This is a genomic window from Rhizobium aouanii (assembly GCF_037002925.1).
GTDB lineage: Bacteria > Pseudomonadota > Alphaproteobacteria > Rhizobiales > Rhizobiaceae > Rhizobium > Rhizobium aouanii.
The window spans coordinates 1-14,009 of record NZ_JBAMYD010000025.1; the positions used below are offsets into that span (position 1 = coordinate 1).

The window sequence follows — 14,009 nt, forward strand, 5'->3', positions numbered from 1 at the left end:
CCTTGTGCCGAGGATCCATGCCCGCCGCCAATGGAGGCCAAGGTAGATCCTCGGGACAAGCCCGAGGATGACGGAGCAAGGGGTAAGCTCAGTGGCAAATCCGTGGTAGTGGCTCAGGGACACTGGTCGCAATTATCGACTTGATCCGCACAGCATAGGCGCCGCCGACTTGGTCGACATTCCCTCTTGATTCAAATTTCGCAGCTTGGATTTACGGTAGTCCTAACTGATTTGCCGGGGGGTGATCAACAGCCAATCGTGAGTCTCACGTCAGTTCGAAATCGAGCCTGCCCGACCAAGTCGGCGCCAGAATGCCATCCGCTCTCCGGCAATTTTGGCAAGCCGCGCTCCCCACCCTCCGTCATCCTCGGCCTTGTGCCGAGGATCCATGCCCGCCGCCAATGGAGGCCAAGGTAGATCCTTGGGACAAGCCCGAGGATGACGGAGCAAGGGGTAAACTCAGTGGCAAATCCGTGGTAGTGGCTCAGGGACACTGGTCGCAATTATCGACTTGATCCGCACAGCATAGGCGCCGCCGACTTGGCCGACATCACCTCTAGATTCAAATTTCGCAGCTTGGATTTACGGTAGTCATAAATGATCTGCCGGGGGGTGATCAAGGGCTTTTGATCGCAGATCATGCGGCTGGAAATCGACCCAACCCGAGCCAATCGGCGGCAAAACCCCTCGCCGCTTTTCGAGCCTTCAGGTCCGGCGTACAATACGCCGGCTGTTGATTAAACGGTGGAGAAGTTCAGTGAAAACCACGAGACTTTTTCTTTGCCTCGTCGCTTTTCTCAGCGTCACGTTCGCTGAAAACCCGGCTGGTGCCGACGAAGTGGTTCACTTCGAAAGCGCGCCCGTCAAGCTCAGCCCATTTCGAATAAGCAAGGCCAGGGAACAGGGAGAAATTCTTTCTCAACCGCAAGGCACGCCCCTGCTGGGATATCTATCCCGCCCCCAGGGTGATGGCCCCTTCCCGGCGGTCGTCGTCCTGCATGGATGCGAGGGCATGCGTTTGAGTGTCAAAGAGCTTTGGCCGAAACGACTGGTATCATGGGGCTACGTCGTGCTCGCTGTCGATAGCTTCACCACCCGCAACATCAAGGACACGTGTCAAAGCCATCTCCCCGATCGCGTCTTCGACGCCTATGGCGCTTTGAATTTCTTATCGAAACAAAGCTTCGTCGATGCCAGCCGCGTTGCCCTGATGGGCTTTTCGACCGGCGGCACGGCGACGCTGGAGGGAACCAAAATCGAAGGCAACGAACAGCTGATGGACCGCAAATTCCAGGCGGCGGTTGCCTACTATCCCCGCTGTGCGGCAACTCAGGGCGATGCGACGGTGCCGATCCTGATCTTGACTGGCGAGCGAGACAATTGGAGCCCGGCCGACCGATGCCGGAAGAGGCTTGCCAATCTGAGTGACGATAGCCCGCCCATCGAGCTCAATATCTACAAGGGTACCTACCACGATTTCGATGCCCCGGAGTTCAAGGTGGGAAGGAAGGTGTTGGGTCACATCGAAAAATACAATCCGGACGCCGCAGGAAAGTCCATCCGCAGCGTTCGCACATTCCTTCAAAAGTACCTCTCGAATTAAGGCCCGATCTCGCAGCCTGTCGCCGGCAATTTGGCGGAAACGCACCCCCAACCTCCGTCGTCCCAGCCTTGAGGCTGGGATACTGCCCGCTGCCCGCGGAGGCACTAGCGCAAGAGCATCGCCTTCAGTCGCTGTTGCAAGACAGGAGATTCGACAGCCATTCGAACCAGACTGAGCGCAAAACGCATGGCCGGCGTGAAGGGCAGCCAATGTTGCAGACGATCCAGCAACTCCTCCGACATCATGTCTTCGAGCGGACCGGCGCCCAATTGACCGAGCGCCTTTTCGTGGCCGGGCAATTGGGCTTGATCGATAATAGCGAGCACCCGTTTCAAGACGATCTCGCTCGGATCGTGAAGCAAAAGTGTCGACCAATACCACTCGCCGGGATCTGCGAGATAGGCCTCTACATAGGCTTCAGCGGTAAGCGGTGGCTTTCCAAAAGACGTCATATCCGGCAGCCACGTCAGATCCGATGCAAGCGCGCTGCGTGTGAACGCGTCGACCGCTGGAGCGTCGGCGGTGCGTTTTCCCGAGCGCGGCTTGCCACGGTTTTTCATGGTCACTTCTACGCCTTCTGCAGCGCAGCTTATTCTACGGTTTCTTGAGGACTGACGTCTCGACCCAAACATTCAACAGGTCTTTACCAACGACGACGACTGTCACCCACGTAGTCTGGCCCTCGATCAAATAGGCCGTGCCGCTTTGCTTGCGGTCTTTCGTTACTGAACCCAACGACGCTGCCACGAGGCCACCTTCGAAGGCTTCGATCTCAGCGCTCGAACAACGCAGATCCTCCGAACGATCCGCTGCCAAGACACCAAAATAATCGAGCGTACAGGTAGCAGAAAAGAGGTTTCGGTATTCCTGATAATACATGGCGAACCGCAGTCCGCTCGGCATCGCATATTGCTCGCTGCCGGTTCGAGGCTCGGAGGTCGGGTTGACGGGAGAAGGAGGCGCTTCAACGGTCCAATCGCCTCGATCAATACCGCTGTGCAGGGCAGCCAGGCTTCGACCATTCAACACGCAAAGTTTCAAGGTGTCGTTGAGAGGGCATGCAGCCACCCCCTCCCCACTCAATAAAATCGCAATCATCAAAGCTGCAAAGAAACGCATTCAACTACCCCCAAATCAACACCATCAAAACCCCATCGGCACCGTAGTTCAGATGCCCAAGAAAACAAGGCAGCGGCCCCAGAGCATGATACTGAAAAAATGTGCGCGGCTTTCGGGCTATGTCAGGCTCTAGCGGTGCGCTTCGTCCAACGCGCATCCGCCTTCTGAACAATTAGCATTGACTCATCAATTAGCCTGCGCTATTGATTTCCCCATGATAGAAGCCGCCTCCATCACTGCCGTCATGCGCGCCCTTGCCGATCCCACACGGCGGGCCGTGTTCGAGCAGATCGTCGACGCCGACGAGATCACCGTCGTCGAACTGACGCGGGCAAGCAGCGTCACGCAGGGCGCGATTTCGCAGCATCTCAAGGCCCTGAAACAGGCGGGCCTTGTCGCCGAACGTCCCGAAGGCCGAAAGGTCTATTACCGCGCCGAGCCGGAAGGCCTGGAGCCGCTTGTCGACTGGATGAGCCATTACGGCACCTTCTGGCGCGACCGCTTTGCCAATCTCAGAACATTGCTGAAGGAAATCGATCCATGACTGACGCCGCATTGAAGCATGACACGCAGGAGATCGTGGTCGACGAGGTTTTCCCGCATCGGCCGGAGACGCTCTGGAAAACGCTGACCACAGCCGATCTGATGGGCCGCTGGCTGATGATTCCTACCGGATTCGAGCCCATCGAAGGCAAACACTTCACCTACCAGACGACGCCCGCCGGCGCCTGGGACGGCACCATTCACTGCCAGGTGCTGGAGGTGACGCCGAATGAGCGTCTCACCTATGCCTGGAAGGGCGGACATGAGGGGAATGTTGGCTACGGCTCGCCGCTCGACACCGTCGTCACCTTCATCCTGTCCAAGGCCGAAAACGGCACGCGGCTGCGCCTCATCCATTCCGGCTTCGTGCTGCCGAAAAACGAGACCGCCTTCGAGAAGATGGGCGAAGGCTGGAAGAAGGTCGTGAAGAATATCGGCGCCATAGCCGACGAGAAGAACTGAGGCGACCGCCGTCGCCAATACGGCGTTTTATCAGGAGAGAGACATGAGCAAGCCTTACACCGGCGGATGCGCCTGCGGTGCGATCCACTATGAAATCTCGGCTGAGCCGATTGCGATGAATGACTGCCAGTGCCGCGACTGCCAGGCGAGCAGCGGCACCGGGCACGGATCCTATCTGACCTTCCCGAGCCGGCAGGCGGTGAAGCTGGAAGGCCAGGCGACGCATTGGCAGATGGTCGCCGACAACGGCAACGTCAAGACCCGCGGCTTCTGCCCCGCCTGCGGCGCGCCGGTCTACATGACCTTCTCCTACATGCCTGACTTTTTCACCATCCACGCCGCTAGCCTCGACGAGCCCGGCCGGTATCAGCCGCAGATGGTGACCTACACCGCGCGCGGGCTTGCCTGGGATCAGACCGATCCGGCTGCGCAAAAATTCGAGGGAATGCCGCCGATGTGAGGCGCGGCAACGGCGTGTCAGATTGTGCAATCGACGGTCAGACCACCGCGAGCCTCCTGCGAGCGGATGGTCACCGTTTCACCTTTCGGCATGTAGACAATCTCGCCCGCCCCTGCTCTCGACGGATCACGAATTCTCGGGAAGGCGGTGCCTGCCCCGATCATGTCGTTCGGGCTCAAGGGAAGCACTCAAGGAAAAACGCCGGCCATTTTGAGTTTGTCGCAAAACACCGCTATCGCCTTCGCCACGCCCCCGCCGCAGGAAAACTTGAATGGCCGCGTGGCTTCCTCGGCAAGGATCGGCTGGCCCGTTGCGGCGTCACTGCCGGTGACATACGACCGCAAAAGGATGCCGCAGGCCTCGCCGGCGACATCATCGATCGCCATCTGGACATCGCCGAGATAACCATCGTTGGTGACGTCGATGATAAAGGCCGTGAAATATCTTACGCCGCGACTTCCCGCCACGGCCTTGACCAGACTTGCATGCGCCTCGGAGACATCGATCTCCTTCTCCGGCGGCCATATCACCTCACTCGGATCCCACTCTTCGGCGGCTTCGCCGCTCGACTGCTGGCGCATGTCCACTCTCCACATCTTCGGTTTTCAGATGGCGGCCGCAGCGCCGATGTTCTTATTATGTTCTCATTGCGGAGTGAGTCAAGACGGATGCTATTGGCGACAGCATCGCGCCGCATCAATCGGCACATCGGGATCGGTGAGCAGCCGCCCCACCGCCTTCATCGCGGCAGGGACCATCACAATGTCGCCGGCCGATATGCCGAGACTGTCGGGATTTCGGGCAAGCGAGAGGCGGGTGTGAAAGCGCAGAACGATCACAAGCCGACGATCATCGGCTCGCCTTCGAGAGTCAAGGGATGGACGATGACGGCTGCCCCTAAGACGGGCGGGAAAGCTTTCCCTCCTCGGCCTTGTGATAATATTGGCTTGCCACCAACCAGCCCTTGAGAGGGCGTAAAGGCGGGATGCAGGTGAGCAGCATGAAGGGAAGTGTCACCAGCATGTGCACCCACCATGGCGGTTGAAACCTAACTTCGAGCCAGACCGCGAGCAGGACGCTCGGAATACACCCAAAGCAGATGACAAAAAATGCCGGGCCATCGGCAGGATCGGCGAAAGAATAGTCCAGATCGCAGACTTCGCACCTCTTGCGCAGCGTCAGGAAGCCATCGAACAAATGCCCGCGGCCACAGCGCGGGCAGAGCCCGCGTATGCCGGTACGGATGGGCGGCAATGGGGGCCACTCGGTCGTCATGAGATACCTGCTCGCGATGATGGCAACTTATTCTGCCGAACCGCCAAACGCGACCAATGTTCCCTACGACGCATCCATCATTCTTACCATAGCGGCGCAGGCGCGGTGGCGGCCATCCGGCAACGGCTCGAAAAGGTTCGTTTCAGGTTGGAAGCAATCCAGCGGCACGATAGCTTTCGATCATCGCATCGAAGAGGGTGCCTCTGGCGGAGGCCATCCGCCATGTCCGTCAGCCAAGGCTGAGGGGATGTGCTTCGCGGCCTCCGCTCGCACCCAAAGCACCTGCCTTCTGCCTAGAACAGGAGAAAACCGCTCATACTTTTCGGCATCATGCTAACCGATGTTCTTGTCGGTCGATGGCGTGGCGAGCCCGGCCTGCCACATCGTCATCGGCAGCGACCAGAACGTCCGCGCAATCGACAGAGACTGGCTCCACAGGATCAACGACAGGCTCGCCGCCGAGAAAGCCGCATTCGCAACATCTGCGGGATCCAGGTGCCAGTTCAGCGCCTTTGCGGATTGATCTGCGGTTTCATGGGCTTCCGTCGAGGGTCCGACATCGCGGCGCAGGTCTTCTACCAAAGTTGCCGCCGCTGCGCGGTCGATGACATTCGTCTCTGGGGTCAAAACCGCCTGCTTTGCCGGCGGGGCGCTCTTGCGATCATCTGACATAGCGTCTTCCTTTGCTGATGGACCTTTCGCTTAAGTCCGTCATCGGCAGAAGGTTGCGTGACAGAAGAATGAAATTCCATGCCCACGAGGCCCGTCAGTCCTGCAGCTCGTCATCGTTCATGCGCTGGGTGATCGCGAAATCCTGCAGTGCCGTCGCCTTTTCCGGTTCCCGATCGGCATTGGCGATCAGCGCATAGAATGCAGCCCGGACGATCTCCTTCTTCGTCGCCTCCGGATGCGCTTTTCGCACTGCTTTGATGAGTTGTTTGGGTGTGATGTCGGACCGCGTCTCCTTGAGGATCGCCTCGCCCAGTTCTTTAAGATCACTCTCCTTCATCGCTGCTCCTTCTCTCTTTGGTGGCATCACCACCGAAGACCAGATGACGAACTTCGTCAATTCCCACAGCAAGCCCTCTGGCGGCCCCTGAGGCGCCCAGTTCTGCGGCGATGAGCGGGTGCTTGCGAAGGAGCTTTCCGATCATTTTCGCTGTGGCGGCCGCTTTGGCCTGCTCCAGCACCCCGCCCCCGGCACGATTGCGCATCAGTGTTTCCAGCCGCCGGTTCTTCTTCCTGGGCGGCGCCGTGGCTAGTGCACGACGGCGCCCTTCCGAGGGTTTTCGTCTGCCTGTTTCTTGAATTTCTTCGGCAACATGTCGCCGGCCGCATCGCGCACGACGTCGACTGCAGCGTCGGATGCACGATGGAAGGCCTCTCCAACCAGGCCCAGTGCCTTGGCGCCCTTGCGCCCCGTGGTCTTTGCGGTGTCCGCGACGTCCTTGCGGTCCTCGACAAGAACAGCCGCTGCCGCACCCGCACCAGCAACCAAGGCCTTAGCGAGGACATCGCGTCCCACCTTGTTGGCCAGCATGCCCTGCAGAATGGGGTTCTTGCGAATTGCCTTCGGGATCTTGTATGCGCCGACCTTTTTCGGAATCTTCAGTTTTGCCATGATGGGCTCCTTTCGAGCGGGAGAAACCTTCATGGGGCCCCTCAAGTTCCTGATCGAATTCACTGGCGATCGAATTGCCGTTTATGCACCTTGTCGACCTCGCCGGATCGTTGCGGTAGACAGCTGGCCGACGATCTGATTCTCCCAGCCATTGGAGAAGCCACCAGACTCCATTCTGACCGCTCCGTCAGGGTTTGGTTCCGAGCCTCTTCTGTGGCACACTCGCGGCCACGATAATTGGCGAGTTCATCATGACTTCAGAACGTTTCTCCGAGTGCCTGCTGCATATCCGCTGGACGCCAATCAATATTGCCTCGGCGCTGCAATGCGAGCTGTCTTGGATTGAAGCCCTGGAGGCCGGAAACGAAGAGATCCCGGCCGGTTTAGCGGCCTGGCTCGAGACACTGGCGCAGGCCCACGAGGCGCTCCCTCCGCCGCCGACCTACCGCGGCCGGAGGGCATAGGAGTAAACAGCAGCGATTACCCGGCCCGGATGATCGACGATCTGCCAGCGTACTCACCCAAAATATGCAAATGAAGCGAACCATGTTTGTCTCCAGCCGGCTTGATGCGAGGCTGATCCGGGCGTAATCCAGAAGGCATCCACCTTCTCCTTCGGCACCAATTTGAAACGATCCCATGGCGCACTCCCTCAATACAGCTCCATCGCCCGCCGGCGGCCCCAACCAGCCGAAACTTGATGCGGACGACATCTGGCAGGCCCGCGTCGATCTTGCGGCCTGCTTCCGGATGGCGGCAAGGCTCGGCATGGAGGAAGGGATCTGCAACCACTTCTCGGCCGTCGTTCCCGGTTATGACGACCTGTTCATCGTCAACCCTTATGGCTACGCTTTCGCCGAACTGACGGCGTCGATGTTGTTGATCTGCGACTTTCACGGCAACGTGGTGTCGGGCGCCGGGCAGCCTGAGGCCACCGCTTTTTACATCCACGCCAGGATTCACAAGAACATTCCCCGCGCCAAGGCGGCATTTCACACCCATATGCCTTATGCCACCGCCCTTTCGATGACGGAGGGCGATCCCCTGATCTTTGCCGGGCAGACCGCCTTGAAATTCTATGGACGCACGGCCGTTGACCGCAACTATAACGGCCTGGCGCTCGATGCGCGCGAGGGCGATCGGATCGCGGCTGCGATCGGCGATGCCGACATCGTCTTCATGAAGCACCACGGCGTGATGGTCTGCGCACCCAATATCGCCGAAGCCTGGGACGACCTCTATTACCTCGAGCGCGCCTGCGAAGTGCAGACGCTCGCCCTGTCGACCGGACGCCAAGTCCTTGCCGTCGCGCCTGAGATCGCCGAAGCGGCCTACCGGCAAATGCGCGAAGGAGACCCGGAATCGGCCCGGCTCCATCTGGAATCGGTGAAGCGCACGCTCGATCGCAGCGAGCCGGAATACAAGCGCTGAGCCCCGGCCGCGGCTTAGTCGTGCGCCGGCCGCCAATGGGGATAGGTGAGTCCGTCGAGACCGAAAGCCGGCTTCCAGAACGATCATGACATCGTCGAAATCAATCGTCTCGGTGAGGCTTTGGCCGGGTGCGCAGCGTCCATAACCGATGGTGATCGGCCCTCCCGACGCAGAGCGCTCGTCTCTCAACGGTGAGCATGCAGATGACTGCTTTGCGGGCTTCGATGGCGCTCATCATTGCGACCGCGAACTCTTCAGCGATTTAGTGAAAATGCAGCCATACGTATTTTCCTTTGGTTTAAGTTCCGCTGTTAGAGATTGTCCTTGTGGCAATTTCCTGGTGGGGCGACCACCAACACGGATACCGGGAAGGCAGCCTTTGATGTTGCATCGTTTCATTGTTGACCGATCCGGTAACTTCGGAATCATGACGGCGCTGCTCGTCGTCCCGCTGTTCGGTGCGGCGGGTACAGCCATTGATTTTGGCAGCGCCCTGTCGCTTCGCACCGAACTCTATGCCGCTGCGGACGCGGCGGCGGTCGGATCCATTACTCCGGCTTCGGAAGCAGCAAAGCAAGCAAACACGATGTCCGGCGATGGGGCGCTGACGCTCGGAAAATCCGAAGCCCAGAAGATCTTCTTTTCACAGACGTCAAAAAAACAGGACGTGCCCGTTAACGTCGACATCAGCGTTCAGAAACAGGGCGGTGTTCTCAGCTCCACCGTATCCTTTAGCGCGACGATGCCCACGACATTCATGCAGGTGATGGGATTTCATCAGATCACCGTTTCCGGGACGGCAACAGCCCGGTATGAGACGCCGTCCTACATGGATTTCTTCATGCTGTTGGATAACACGCCATCGATGGGCGTTGGGGCCACCGCTGCTGACATCACCGCCATGAAAAATGCGACAGCAAACGGCCACGATGGCGGCAAAGATAAAAACTGCGCATTCGCATGCCACATCGTTTCTGAAAAGGGCGTCGAGGATAAGAAAAGCTACTACAATGTCGCTCGCAAAAACGGCGTGACCATTCGTATCGACGTGGTCGCAGCGGCCGTCAAAGCCTTGATGGCCAAGGCAAAAGACACGCAGTCCATGGCAAGCCAATTCCGGGTCGCCGCCTATACGTTCGGCAAGACGGCCCAGGACGCCAAAGCCGCGAAGCTCTTTAAGGTCTCCGACCTCGACTATGATCTTGGCGCCGTAGCAGTCGCGACGGACATGATAAATCTTATGAGCATTCCTTTTCAGAACTACTACAACGACCAGCAGACGAGTTTTGACGAAGCGTTGAAAGGTATTGAAAGCGAAATCAAGGGTGCCATCGGCAAGGGCACCAGCAATGCCGATCGCCAGAAGATCGTATTTTTCGTCGCTGACGGTGTCGGCGATAGCTATAAGCCGACCGGCTGCACCAGCCCGAAAGGAGCAAACGGCGGACGATGCATCGAACCGATCGACACGAGCTATTGCAAGAAGCTCAAGGATCGCGGCATCAAAGTCGCCGTCCTTTATACGACCTATCTGCCCTTGCCCGACAATGGCTTTTATAATGACTGGGTAAAGCCTTTCGAGACCAAGATCGCCGCGAAAATGGAAGAATGCGCAACTCCCGGCTTCTATTTCGCGGTCAGTCCCACCGAAGGTATTGAAGAGGCCATGGAGGCCCTGTTCCTGAAGATCGTCAGCGCACCTCGGATAACCAGCTAGGCCCGGGACTATCGATGTGAGCCGATGCGAGGATTGAAAGTGTTGGAGCGTTCTTTATGCGTCCGAAAGGACGCACCGCGCTCTAGGCCTTGCCCAGATGCTTCGGCCAGAAATCCTGATGAACTTTGGCGGCTTCGTCTTCGAGGTTGGTCGGGCCAACCACAGTGACGTTGCGCGCGCCGGTTTGCAACACCGCCCGGCTCGGCACGTTCAACCCGATCCCGGCGATCTCGCCAAGCCGTGTTTCGGAGCATGCAAACACCATGCCCCCGATGCCCGACCAGTAAATCGCCCCGGCGCACATCGCGCAGGGCTCCGTGCTGGTATAGAGCGTGCAGTCGGCGAGAAAAGCAGTGTCGTAATGTTGTGCGGCCAGTTTCACCAGGTTCATCTCGGCGTGGTTGGTCATATCGTGGCCGGTGAAGACGCTGTTTTCGGCGCGCAGGATGACTTCGCCGTCCTTCACCAGCACCGAGCCAAACGGCTCGTCGCCGTGTTCCATCGCGGATTTCGAAAGCGCAATCGCCTCGCGCAAAAACGGCTCGTGGTTTTCCATCGGAGTCTCCCCCAGCTAGAGCGGGAGATCTTGTCTTGAATCGAAGTGATTTCCAAGGGGTTGTGGGGCAAGGACCTAAAGCGCGAGGAGCGAATCTGAAACATCGCGACGCGCTTCAGGCCCCGCTCCTGACAGGGGTGAGGTGGGTCAGTACGCACCGCCACCTTTCACCCTCCCGGTGATAGACGTCGGTGATCCATTCGTCGGCTGATATCGGTTCGCCACGGAACATGCCCGTGTTCTGCCCGCGGCCGGTAACCGTGGCGACATTGCCGAGCAGATGGACGTGATGCGTCGTCTTGGTCATCGTGTCATGGCTCAAGACACCGGATCCGATCGCCGAAAGAATAACCTGTGCAGGGATTGGGCCACGCTCAGGCGTCACCAGCACCCAGTCCTGCGTGATGCAGGCGCTGATCCGGGTGGGATCGTTGGAAACCATCGCCGCGTTGAAGGCGCGCTCAGCCTCCTCGAGCGCTTCAAGGGCTGCGGCGCTCACGCCGACATATCCCCGTTCCAGCGGCGTTGCATCTCCTCAGGCGTGACCTGCTCGATGGTTTGCGACAACATCCAGCGATGACCGAAGGGATCAAGCACCTGCGCCACCCGCTCGCCAAAACTCTGGTCGGTCGCCGGGCGCAACATCGTCGCCCCGGCCGACAGCGCCTGCGCCAGTGCTGCGTCGGTCGACATCGTGTCCATATGGAAGGTCACCGGCGAGCCTCCGACGGTATCGGGAGACAGGGCGCCGAAGTCCGGATATTCGTCTGCCAGCATCATCAGCGTCTCTCCGAAACGCAGTTCGGCATGGCCGATCCGCCCGTCCGAAGGATCGGTCATGCGGAAGACTTCCGTGGCGCCGAAAGCCTCCTTGTAGAAGTCGATGGCCCGTGCCGCATCCTTGACGATGAAGTAGGCGCTCACTTTTCGGGCAAAACTCGGCATGGGTGATCCTCCTTGACTGGGTCTTATATTAACGTTACGTATCGTAAAGATATGAGTCAAGAGAATAACGCAACACCGAAGAAACGAGGGCGGCCGCCAAGCGCTGCCGCGCAGAGGCGTGCCTTGGAGGCCGCCCACGAAATCCTGATGGCCGAAGGTTTTGGCCGCATGACGATCGAAGCCGTGGCGGCGCGGTCCGGTGTCGGCAAGCCGACGATCTACCGCTCCTGGGCCAACGCGCAGGAACTGGCGATGGCCGCTCTTCTGGTCAACCGGCTACCGGAAGCGGAATTTGGAGGGGGCACGGCGCAGGCGGCTCTCGGCGCGCAGATGAGCGGACTGGTGACTGCCTTTGCAAGCACGCGCGGGCGGCAGATCACCATGGCACTTGCGGCCGCCGACCCGGAAAGCGAATTCACCAAGGCCTTCCGCAATCAGGTGATCCTGTCGAGCCGCAACGCGGGTCGTGTCATCCTGGAGGAGGCTCTGGCTCGGAGAGAGATCGTTCCGCCGCTTGATATGGAGGCGCTGCTCGACATGATCTACGGACCGGTCTTCTTCCGGCTGCTGGTCGGCCATCGCCCGGTCTCGCCGGAGTTCGGCGATGCGATCGTCAGGACCGCGTTGCGGGCCGTCGCACCGTCGGGCGCGTGAGACATGCTTTAGCCGTGATCGTCACCCGATTCGCCAAGGTGGCGCTGGACCCACTTGATCTCTTGCGATGCCGTGCGCCCGAAATGCCGTTTGAAATCGCGGCTGAACTGCGCCGGGCTTGCGTAGCCGACCGAAGCCGCGACCTCGGAGGGAAGTGACCGGCTGGCAGGAGAATGGAGAGGCAATCGGCCGCTCTTCACTTCACATCGTAACTCGCGAGTGGATCACCGAAAAGCTACGGCCGACGAAGTACGGCGCACTGACTCCAGATCAATTGAACGAGTGATCAGTTGTCATAAACGTTGAAGAGCATTGATTGCTTTCCGTAGTGGTGAGCCACCTTTTTGCGCAACTCTGTCATTGTTCTGCAAGATTTGGCCAACCCGACAATTTCGAAGCATCTAGAGACAAGCTGACGCACACCAAGATTTTCAGTTAGATTTTGATGCCAGCGGATGTTTGGCGGCGGCCGGTTCTCTCTGAGGTACTTTGCCACGTCTGGGTCGAGTGTGTCATAGACCAGTTCGATGACGAGCTTTCCCCAATATTTCGGACGGCTTTTTAACGAGCCCTGCCAGTTGGTAAGGCGACCGAACTCTTCCCACAATTCATCAGGAAAGGTCTTCTCCCAGGCTCTTAGCTCCTCCGCAATGAAGGCTCTAAGCTTTACTTGAAGAGCGTCTTCAGCGCGCTCGTATTGATAGCCAGTAGCCTCATCGATCAGCGCGTCAAGGCCAGTGCGGGTTAGACCTGATGTAATTACCGCGCACTTGATCGCAATCTCGCGCTGCCGGTCTGTGAGAGGGGCACCTTTGTAGAGAGCTTGGACATATCCCCTGCAAATTAATTCAAAATGCTCGGTTGTCATCCCGCTGCCCCTAAACTGAGTTCCAGGGATGGAAAATTCGATAAGTTCGCCCAGGATTAAGTCACTGTTGATAAAAGGTTTTAATCCAGCTACCCCGATGTAGTTGCCCAGGTTACCAGATTCCACTCCTGCGAAAGAGCGAATGGCCGAGCGCAGCGCAATCACCCGTTGTCCTGTATCCAGCACATAACAATCCAGCACGTCTCCTCCGAGGTCGATCTGACCCCTCCACTTTGCGAACGGAGAGTCTGGCAATGGAGGAAGGATTTCCCCATCGTAGGTTTCTTCTTCGTCAGCGATGGCTGGGAGGACCAGCTTGTGTTTTTGAGAGCCCAGCTCTGCGAGTTGAATATGCAAGCCAATCGATACCCCGGCCTCAATTATCTTTTGGTGCCATTTGATCGGGATAGCACCCTTTGAACACCAATACTGGACCGTGCTCTGTCGAATAGCGAGCGCTTCGGCAAGCGCAGACTGACTACCAAAGCGAGATGCGATTGCTTCTGCTCGATTCATGTGGTGCTCCTCATGGCTGAGACGCTTCTACCAAAATTTGAATCACAATTCTACCAAAAAAAATTGGTAGCCGGGAAGCATTCAGCCATACCAATTGTTCCGCTACTTCGGTCTCCAGTTGCGGGCGAAGCCTTCTTTCAGGAGCTTTTTGCCGATCTCTTCCCGTTCTTTCGATAGATGTTGACCAGCGGCCGGTGCGTTTGTGTTTTGCCCAATCGTTGAAGCAGAAAGCAGAGCTT

General features: G+C 58.4%; 20 protein-coding genes and 3 pseudogenes. 9 read left to right on the plus strand and 14 right to left on the minus strand.

The genetic code is table 11. The features are described from left to right. The first annotated feature begins 757 nt into the window (after nt 1-757). Nucleotides 758-1,603, plus strand: coding sequence for a dienelactone hydrolase family protein (locus V8P77_RS31130; protein ID WP_335916084.1), 846 nt, complete (start codon nt 758-760; stop codon nt 1,601-1,603). Nucleotides 1,604-1,707: 104 nt separating this feature from the next. Here V8P77_RS31130 and V8P77_RS31135 read toward each other — a convergent pair whose 3' ends face one another. Both V8P77_RS31135 and V8P77_RS31140 read right to left on the minus strand, forming a co-directional pair. Continuing rightward, the gene (locus V8P77_RS31135) at nt 1,708-2,163 is read right to left on the minus strand and encodes a hypothetical protein (protein WP_335916227.1); all 456 of its coding nucleotides are present in this window, start codon (nt 2,161-2,163) and stop codon (nt 1,708-1,710) included. A 34-nt stretch (nt 2,164-2,197) separates the two neighbouring features. Beyond that, nucleotides 2,198-2,722: a hypothetical protein gene (locus V8P77_RS31140; protein WP_335916085.1), complete on the minus strand. Its 525-nt coding sequence runs from the start codon at nt 2,720-2,722 to the stop codon at nt 2,198-2,200. Nucleotides 2,723-2,936: 214 nt separating this feature from the next. Here V8P77_RS31140 and V8P77_RS31145 point away from each other — a divergent pair, with 214 nt between their 5' ends. The 3 genes from V8P77_RS31145 to V8P77_RS31155 are packed head-to-tail and all read left to right on the plus strand — an operon-like array spanning nt 2,937 to nt 4,187. Continuing rightward, nucleotides 2,937-3,266 (plus strand): ArsR/SmtB family transcription factor, encoded by a 330-nt coding sequence (locus tag V8P77_RS31145; RefSeq protein WP_335916086.1) that lies wholly within the window; start codon nt 2,937-2,939, stop codon nt 3,264-3,266. Then, nucleotides 3,263-3,727, plus strand: coding sequence for an SRPBCC family protein (locus V8P77_RS31150; RefSeq protein ID WP_335916087.1), 465 nt, complete (start codon nt 3,263-3,265; stop codon nt 3,725-3,727). Before V8P77_RS31145 ends, V8P77_RS31150 begins: the two co-directional genes overlap by 4 nt. 43 nt (nt 3,728-3,770) lie before the next feature. Further along, nucleotides 3,771-4,187, plus strand: coding sequence for a GFA family protein (locus V8P77_RS31155; RefSeq protein WP_025393651.1), 417 nt, complete (start codon nt 3,771-3,773; stop codon nt 4,185-4,187). Nucleotides 4,188-4,204: 17 nt separating this feature from the next. On the opposite strand, the pseudogene V8P77_RS34925 reads toward V8P77_RS31155, so the two are convergent. From V8P77_RS34925 to V8P77_RS31190, 7 genes and pseudogenes are all read right to left on the minus strand, one after another. After that, a pseudogene (locus tag V8P77_RS34925) lies at nt 4,205-4,303 on the minus strand (ethanolamine utilization protein); the annotation flags it as partial. A 72-nt stretch (nt 4,304-4,375) separates the two neighbouring features. Continuing rightward, nucleotides 4,376-4,768, minus strand: a complete 393-nt coding sequence (locus tag V8P77_RS31165) for a hypothetical protein (RefSeq protein WP_335916090.1) — start codon at nt 4,766-4,768, stop codon at nt 4,376-4,378. A gap of 316 nt (nt 4,769-5,084) precedes the next feature. Then, the gene (locus V8P77_RS31170) at nt 5,085-5,462 is read right to left on the minus strand and encodes a DUF983 domain-containing protein (protein ID WP_025393649.1); all 378 of its coding nucleotides are present in this window, start codon (nt 5,460-5,462) and stop codon (nt 5,085-5,087) included. Nucleotides 5,463-5,795: 333 nt separating this feature from the next. Continuing rightward, nucleotides 5,796-6,134 (minus strand): hypothetical protein, encoded by a 339-nt coding sequence (locus V8P77_RS31175; RefSeq protein WP_335916091.1) that lies wholly within the window; start codon nt 6,132-6,134, stop codon nt 5,796-5,798. A gap of 94 nt (nt 6,135-6,228) precedes the next feature. After that, a complete protein-coding gene (locus V8P77_RS31180; RefSeq protein WP_335916092.1) occupies nt 6,229-6,471 on the minus strand; it encodes a hypothetical protein in 243 nt (80 codons plus the stop codon). Next, nucleotides 6,458-6,676: a hypothetical protein gene (locus tag V8P77_RS31185; RefSeq protein ID WP_335916093.1), complete on the minus strand. Its 219-nt coding sequence runs from the start codon at nt 6,674-6,676 to the stop codon at nt 6,458-6,460. The genes V8P77_RS31180 and V8P77_RS31185 overlap by 14 nt, the downstream gene beginning before the upstream one ends. A 44-nt stretch (nt 6,677-6,720) precedes the next feature. Further along, nucleotides 6,721-7,083: a hypothetical protein gene (locus tag V8P77_RS31190; protein WP_335916094.1), complete on the minus strand. Its 363-nt coding sequence runs from the start codon at nt 7,081-7,083 to the stop codon at nt 6,721-6,723. Nucleotides 7,084-7,334: 251 nt separating this feature from the next. Here V8P77_RS31190 and V8P77_RS31195 point away from each other — a divergent pair, with 251 nt between their 5' ends. The 3 genes from V8P77_RS31195 (at nt 7,335) to V8P77_RS31210 (ending at nt 10,231) form a co-directional block, all read left to right on the plus strand. Continuing rightward, nucleotides 7,335-7,547 carry a hypothetical protein gene (locus V8P77_RS31195; RefSeq protein WP_335916095.1) on the plus strand — a complete coding sequence of 71 codons (213 nt, stop codon included), beginning with the start codon at nt 7,335-7,337 and terminating at the stop codon, nt 7,545-7,547. Between the two features lie 175 nt (nt 7,548-7,722). Beyond that, nucleotides 7,723-8,514: an aldolase gene (locus V8P77_RS31200; protein ID WP_335916097.1), complete on the plus strand. Its 792-nt coding sequence runs from the start codon at nt 7,723-7,725 to the stop codon at nt 8,512-8,514. Nucleotides 8,515-8,896: 382 nt separating this feature from the next. After that, on the plus strand, nt 8,897-10,231 hold the full coding sequence (locus tag V8P77_RS31210; RefSeq protein ID WP_335916099.1) for a TadE/TadG family type IV pilus assembly protein: 1,335 nt from the start codon (nt 8,897-8,899) through the stop codon (nt 10,229-10,231). Nucleotides 10,232-10,313: 82 nt separating this feature from the next. On the opposite strand, the gene V8P77_RS31215 is transcribed toward V8P77_RS31210, so the two are convergent. The 3 genes from V8P77_RS31215 to V8P77_RS31225 all read right to left on the minus strand — a co-directional run bounded on the left by V8P77_RS31215 (nt 10,314) and on the right by V8P77_RS31225 (nt 11,732). After that, nucleotides 10,314-10,787 carry a nucleoside deaminase gene (locus V8P77_RS31215; RefSeq protein WP_335916101.1) on the minus strand — a complete coding sequence of 158 codons (474 nt, stop codon included), beginning with the start codon at nt 10,785-10,787 and terminating at the stop codon, nt 10,314-10,316. Nucleotides 10,788-10,902: 115 nt separating this feature from the next. Next, nucleotides 10,903-11,286 (minus strand): nuclear transport factor 2 family protein, encoded by a 384-nt coding sequence (locus V8P77_RS31220; protein ID WP_335916102.1) that lies wholly within the window; start codon nt 11,284-11,286, stop codon nt 10,903-10,905. Then, nucleotides 11,283-11,732 carry a VOC family protein gene (locus V8P77_RS31225; RefSeq protein ID WP_335916104.1) on the minus strand — a complete coding sequence of 150 codons (450 nt, stop codon included), beginning with the start codon at nt 11,730-11,732 and terminating at the stop codon, nt 11,283-11,285. Before V8P77_RS31225 ends, V8P77_RS31220 begins: the two co-directional genes overlap by 4 nt. Nucleotides 11,733-11,783: 51 nt before the next feature. Between V8P77_RS31225 and V8P77_RS31230 the strand changes: the two genes are divergently transcribed. Continuing rightward, on the plus strand, nt 11,784-12,386 hold the full coding sequence (locus V8P77_RS31230) for a TetR/AcrR family transcriptional regulator (RefSeq protein WP_335916105.1): 603 nt from the start codon (nt 11,784-11,786) through the stop codon (nt 12,384-12,386). Nucleotides 12,387-12,394: 8 nt separating this feature from the next. On the opposite strand, the pseudogene V8P77_RS31235 reads toward V8P77_RS31230, so the two are convergent. After that, nucleotides 12,395-12,535, minus strand: a pseudogene (locus tag V8P77_RS31235) (AraC family transcriptional regulator); the annotation flags it as partial. A gap of 2 nt (nt 12,536-12,537) precedes the next feature. Between V8P77_RS31235 and V8P77_RS31240 the strand changes: the two are divergent. Continuing rightward, a pseudogene (locus V8P77_RS31240) lies at nt 12,538-12,660 on the plus strand (terminase small subunit-like protein); the annotation flags it as partial. Nucleotides 12,661-12,672: 12 nt separating this feature from the next. Here the strand turns inward: V8P77_RS31240 and V8P77_RS31245 are convergent. Beyond that, a complete protein-coding gene (locus V8P77_RS31245) occupies nt 12,673-13,770 on the minus strand; it encodes a P63C domain-containing protein (protein WP_335916106.1) in 1,098 nt (365 codons plus the stop codon). Nucleotides 13,771-14,009: the final 239 nt, after the last annotated feature.

Excerpts from the sequence above, each read along its gene's own strand:
- V8P77_RS31145 (WP_335916086.1), top strand. The coding sequence starts at position 2,937 with ATGATAGAAGCCGCCTCCATCACTGCCGTCATGCGCGCCCTTGCCGAT.
- V8P77_RS31135 (WP_335916227.1), bottom strand. The coding sequence starts at position 2,163 with ATGAAAAACCGTGGCAAGCCGCGCTCGGGAAAACGCACCGCCGACGCT.
- V8P77_RS31155 (WP_025393651.1), top strand. The coding sequence starts at position 3,771 with ATGAGCAAGCCTTACACCGGCGGATGCGCCTGCGGTGCGATCCACTAT.
- V8P77_RS31215 (WP_335916101.1), bottom strand. The coding sequence starts at position 10,787 with ATGGAAAACCACGAGCCGTTTTTGCGCGAGGCGATTGCGCTTTCGAAA.
- V8P77_RS31170 (WP_025393649.1), bottom strand. The coding sequence starts at position 5,462 with ATGACGACCGAGTGGCCCCCATTGCCGCCCATCCGTACCGGCATACGC.
- V8P77_RS31195 (WP_335916095.1), top strand. The coding sequence starts at position 7,335 with ATGACTTCAGAACGTTTCTCCGAGTGCCTGCTGCATATCCGCTGGACG.
- V8P77_RS31225 (WP_335916104.1), bottom strand. The coding sequence starts at position 11,732 with ATGCCGAGTTTTGCCCGAAAAGTGAGCGCCTACTTCATCGTCAAGGAT.
- V8P77_RS31165 (WP_335916090.1), bottom strand. The coding sequence starts at position 4,768 with ATGCGCCAGCAGTCGAGCGGCGAAGCCGCCGAAGAGTGGGATCCGAGT.
- V8P77_RS31180 (WP_335916092.1), bottom strand. The coding sequence starts at position 6,471 with ATGAAGGAGAGTGATCTTAAAGAACTGGGCGAGGCGATCCTCAAGGAG.
- V8P77_RS31200 (WP_335916097.1), top strand. The coding sequence starts at position 7,723 with ATGGCGCACTCCCTCAATACAGCTCCATCGCCCGCCGGCGGCCCCAAC.
- V8P77_RS31190 (WP_335916094.1), bottom strand. The coding sequence starts at position 7,083 with ATGGCAAAACTGAAGATTCCGAAAAAGGTCGGCGCATACAAGATCCCG.
- V8P77_RS31185 (WP_335916093.1), bottom strand. The coding sequence starts at position 6,676 with ATGCGCAATCGTGCCGGGGGCGGGGTGCTGGAGCAGGCCAAAGCGGCC.
- V8P77_RS31210 (WP_335916099.1), top strand. The coding sequence starts at position 8,897 with ATGTTGCATCGTTTCATTGTTGACCGATCCGGTAACTTCGGAATCATG.
- V8P77_RS31140 (WP_335916085.1), bottom strand. The coding sequence starts at position 2,722 with ATGCGTTTCTTTGCAGCTTTGATGATTGCGATTTTATTGAGTGGGGAG.
- V8P77_RS31150 (WP_335916087.1), top strand. The coding sequence starts at position 3,263 with ATGACTGACGCCGCATTGAAGCATGACACGCAGGAGATCGTGGTCGAC.
- V8P77_RS31175 (WP_335916091.1), bottom strand. The coding sequence starts at position 6,134 with ATGTCAGATGATCGCAAGAGCGCCCCGCCGGCAAAGCAGGCGGTTTTG.
- V8P77_RS31245 (WP_335916106.1), bottom strand. The coding sequence starts at position 13,770 with ATGAATCGAGCAGAAGCAATCGCATCTCGCTTTGGTAGTCAGTCTGCG.
- V8P77_RS31230 (WP_335916105.1), top strand. The coding sequence starts at position 11,784 with ATGAGTCAAGAGAATAACGCAACACCGAAGAAACGAGGGCGGCCGCCA.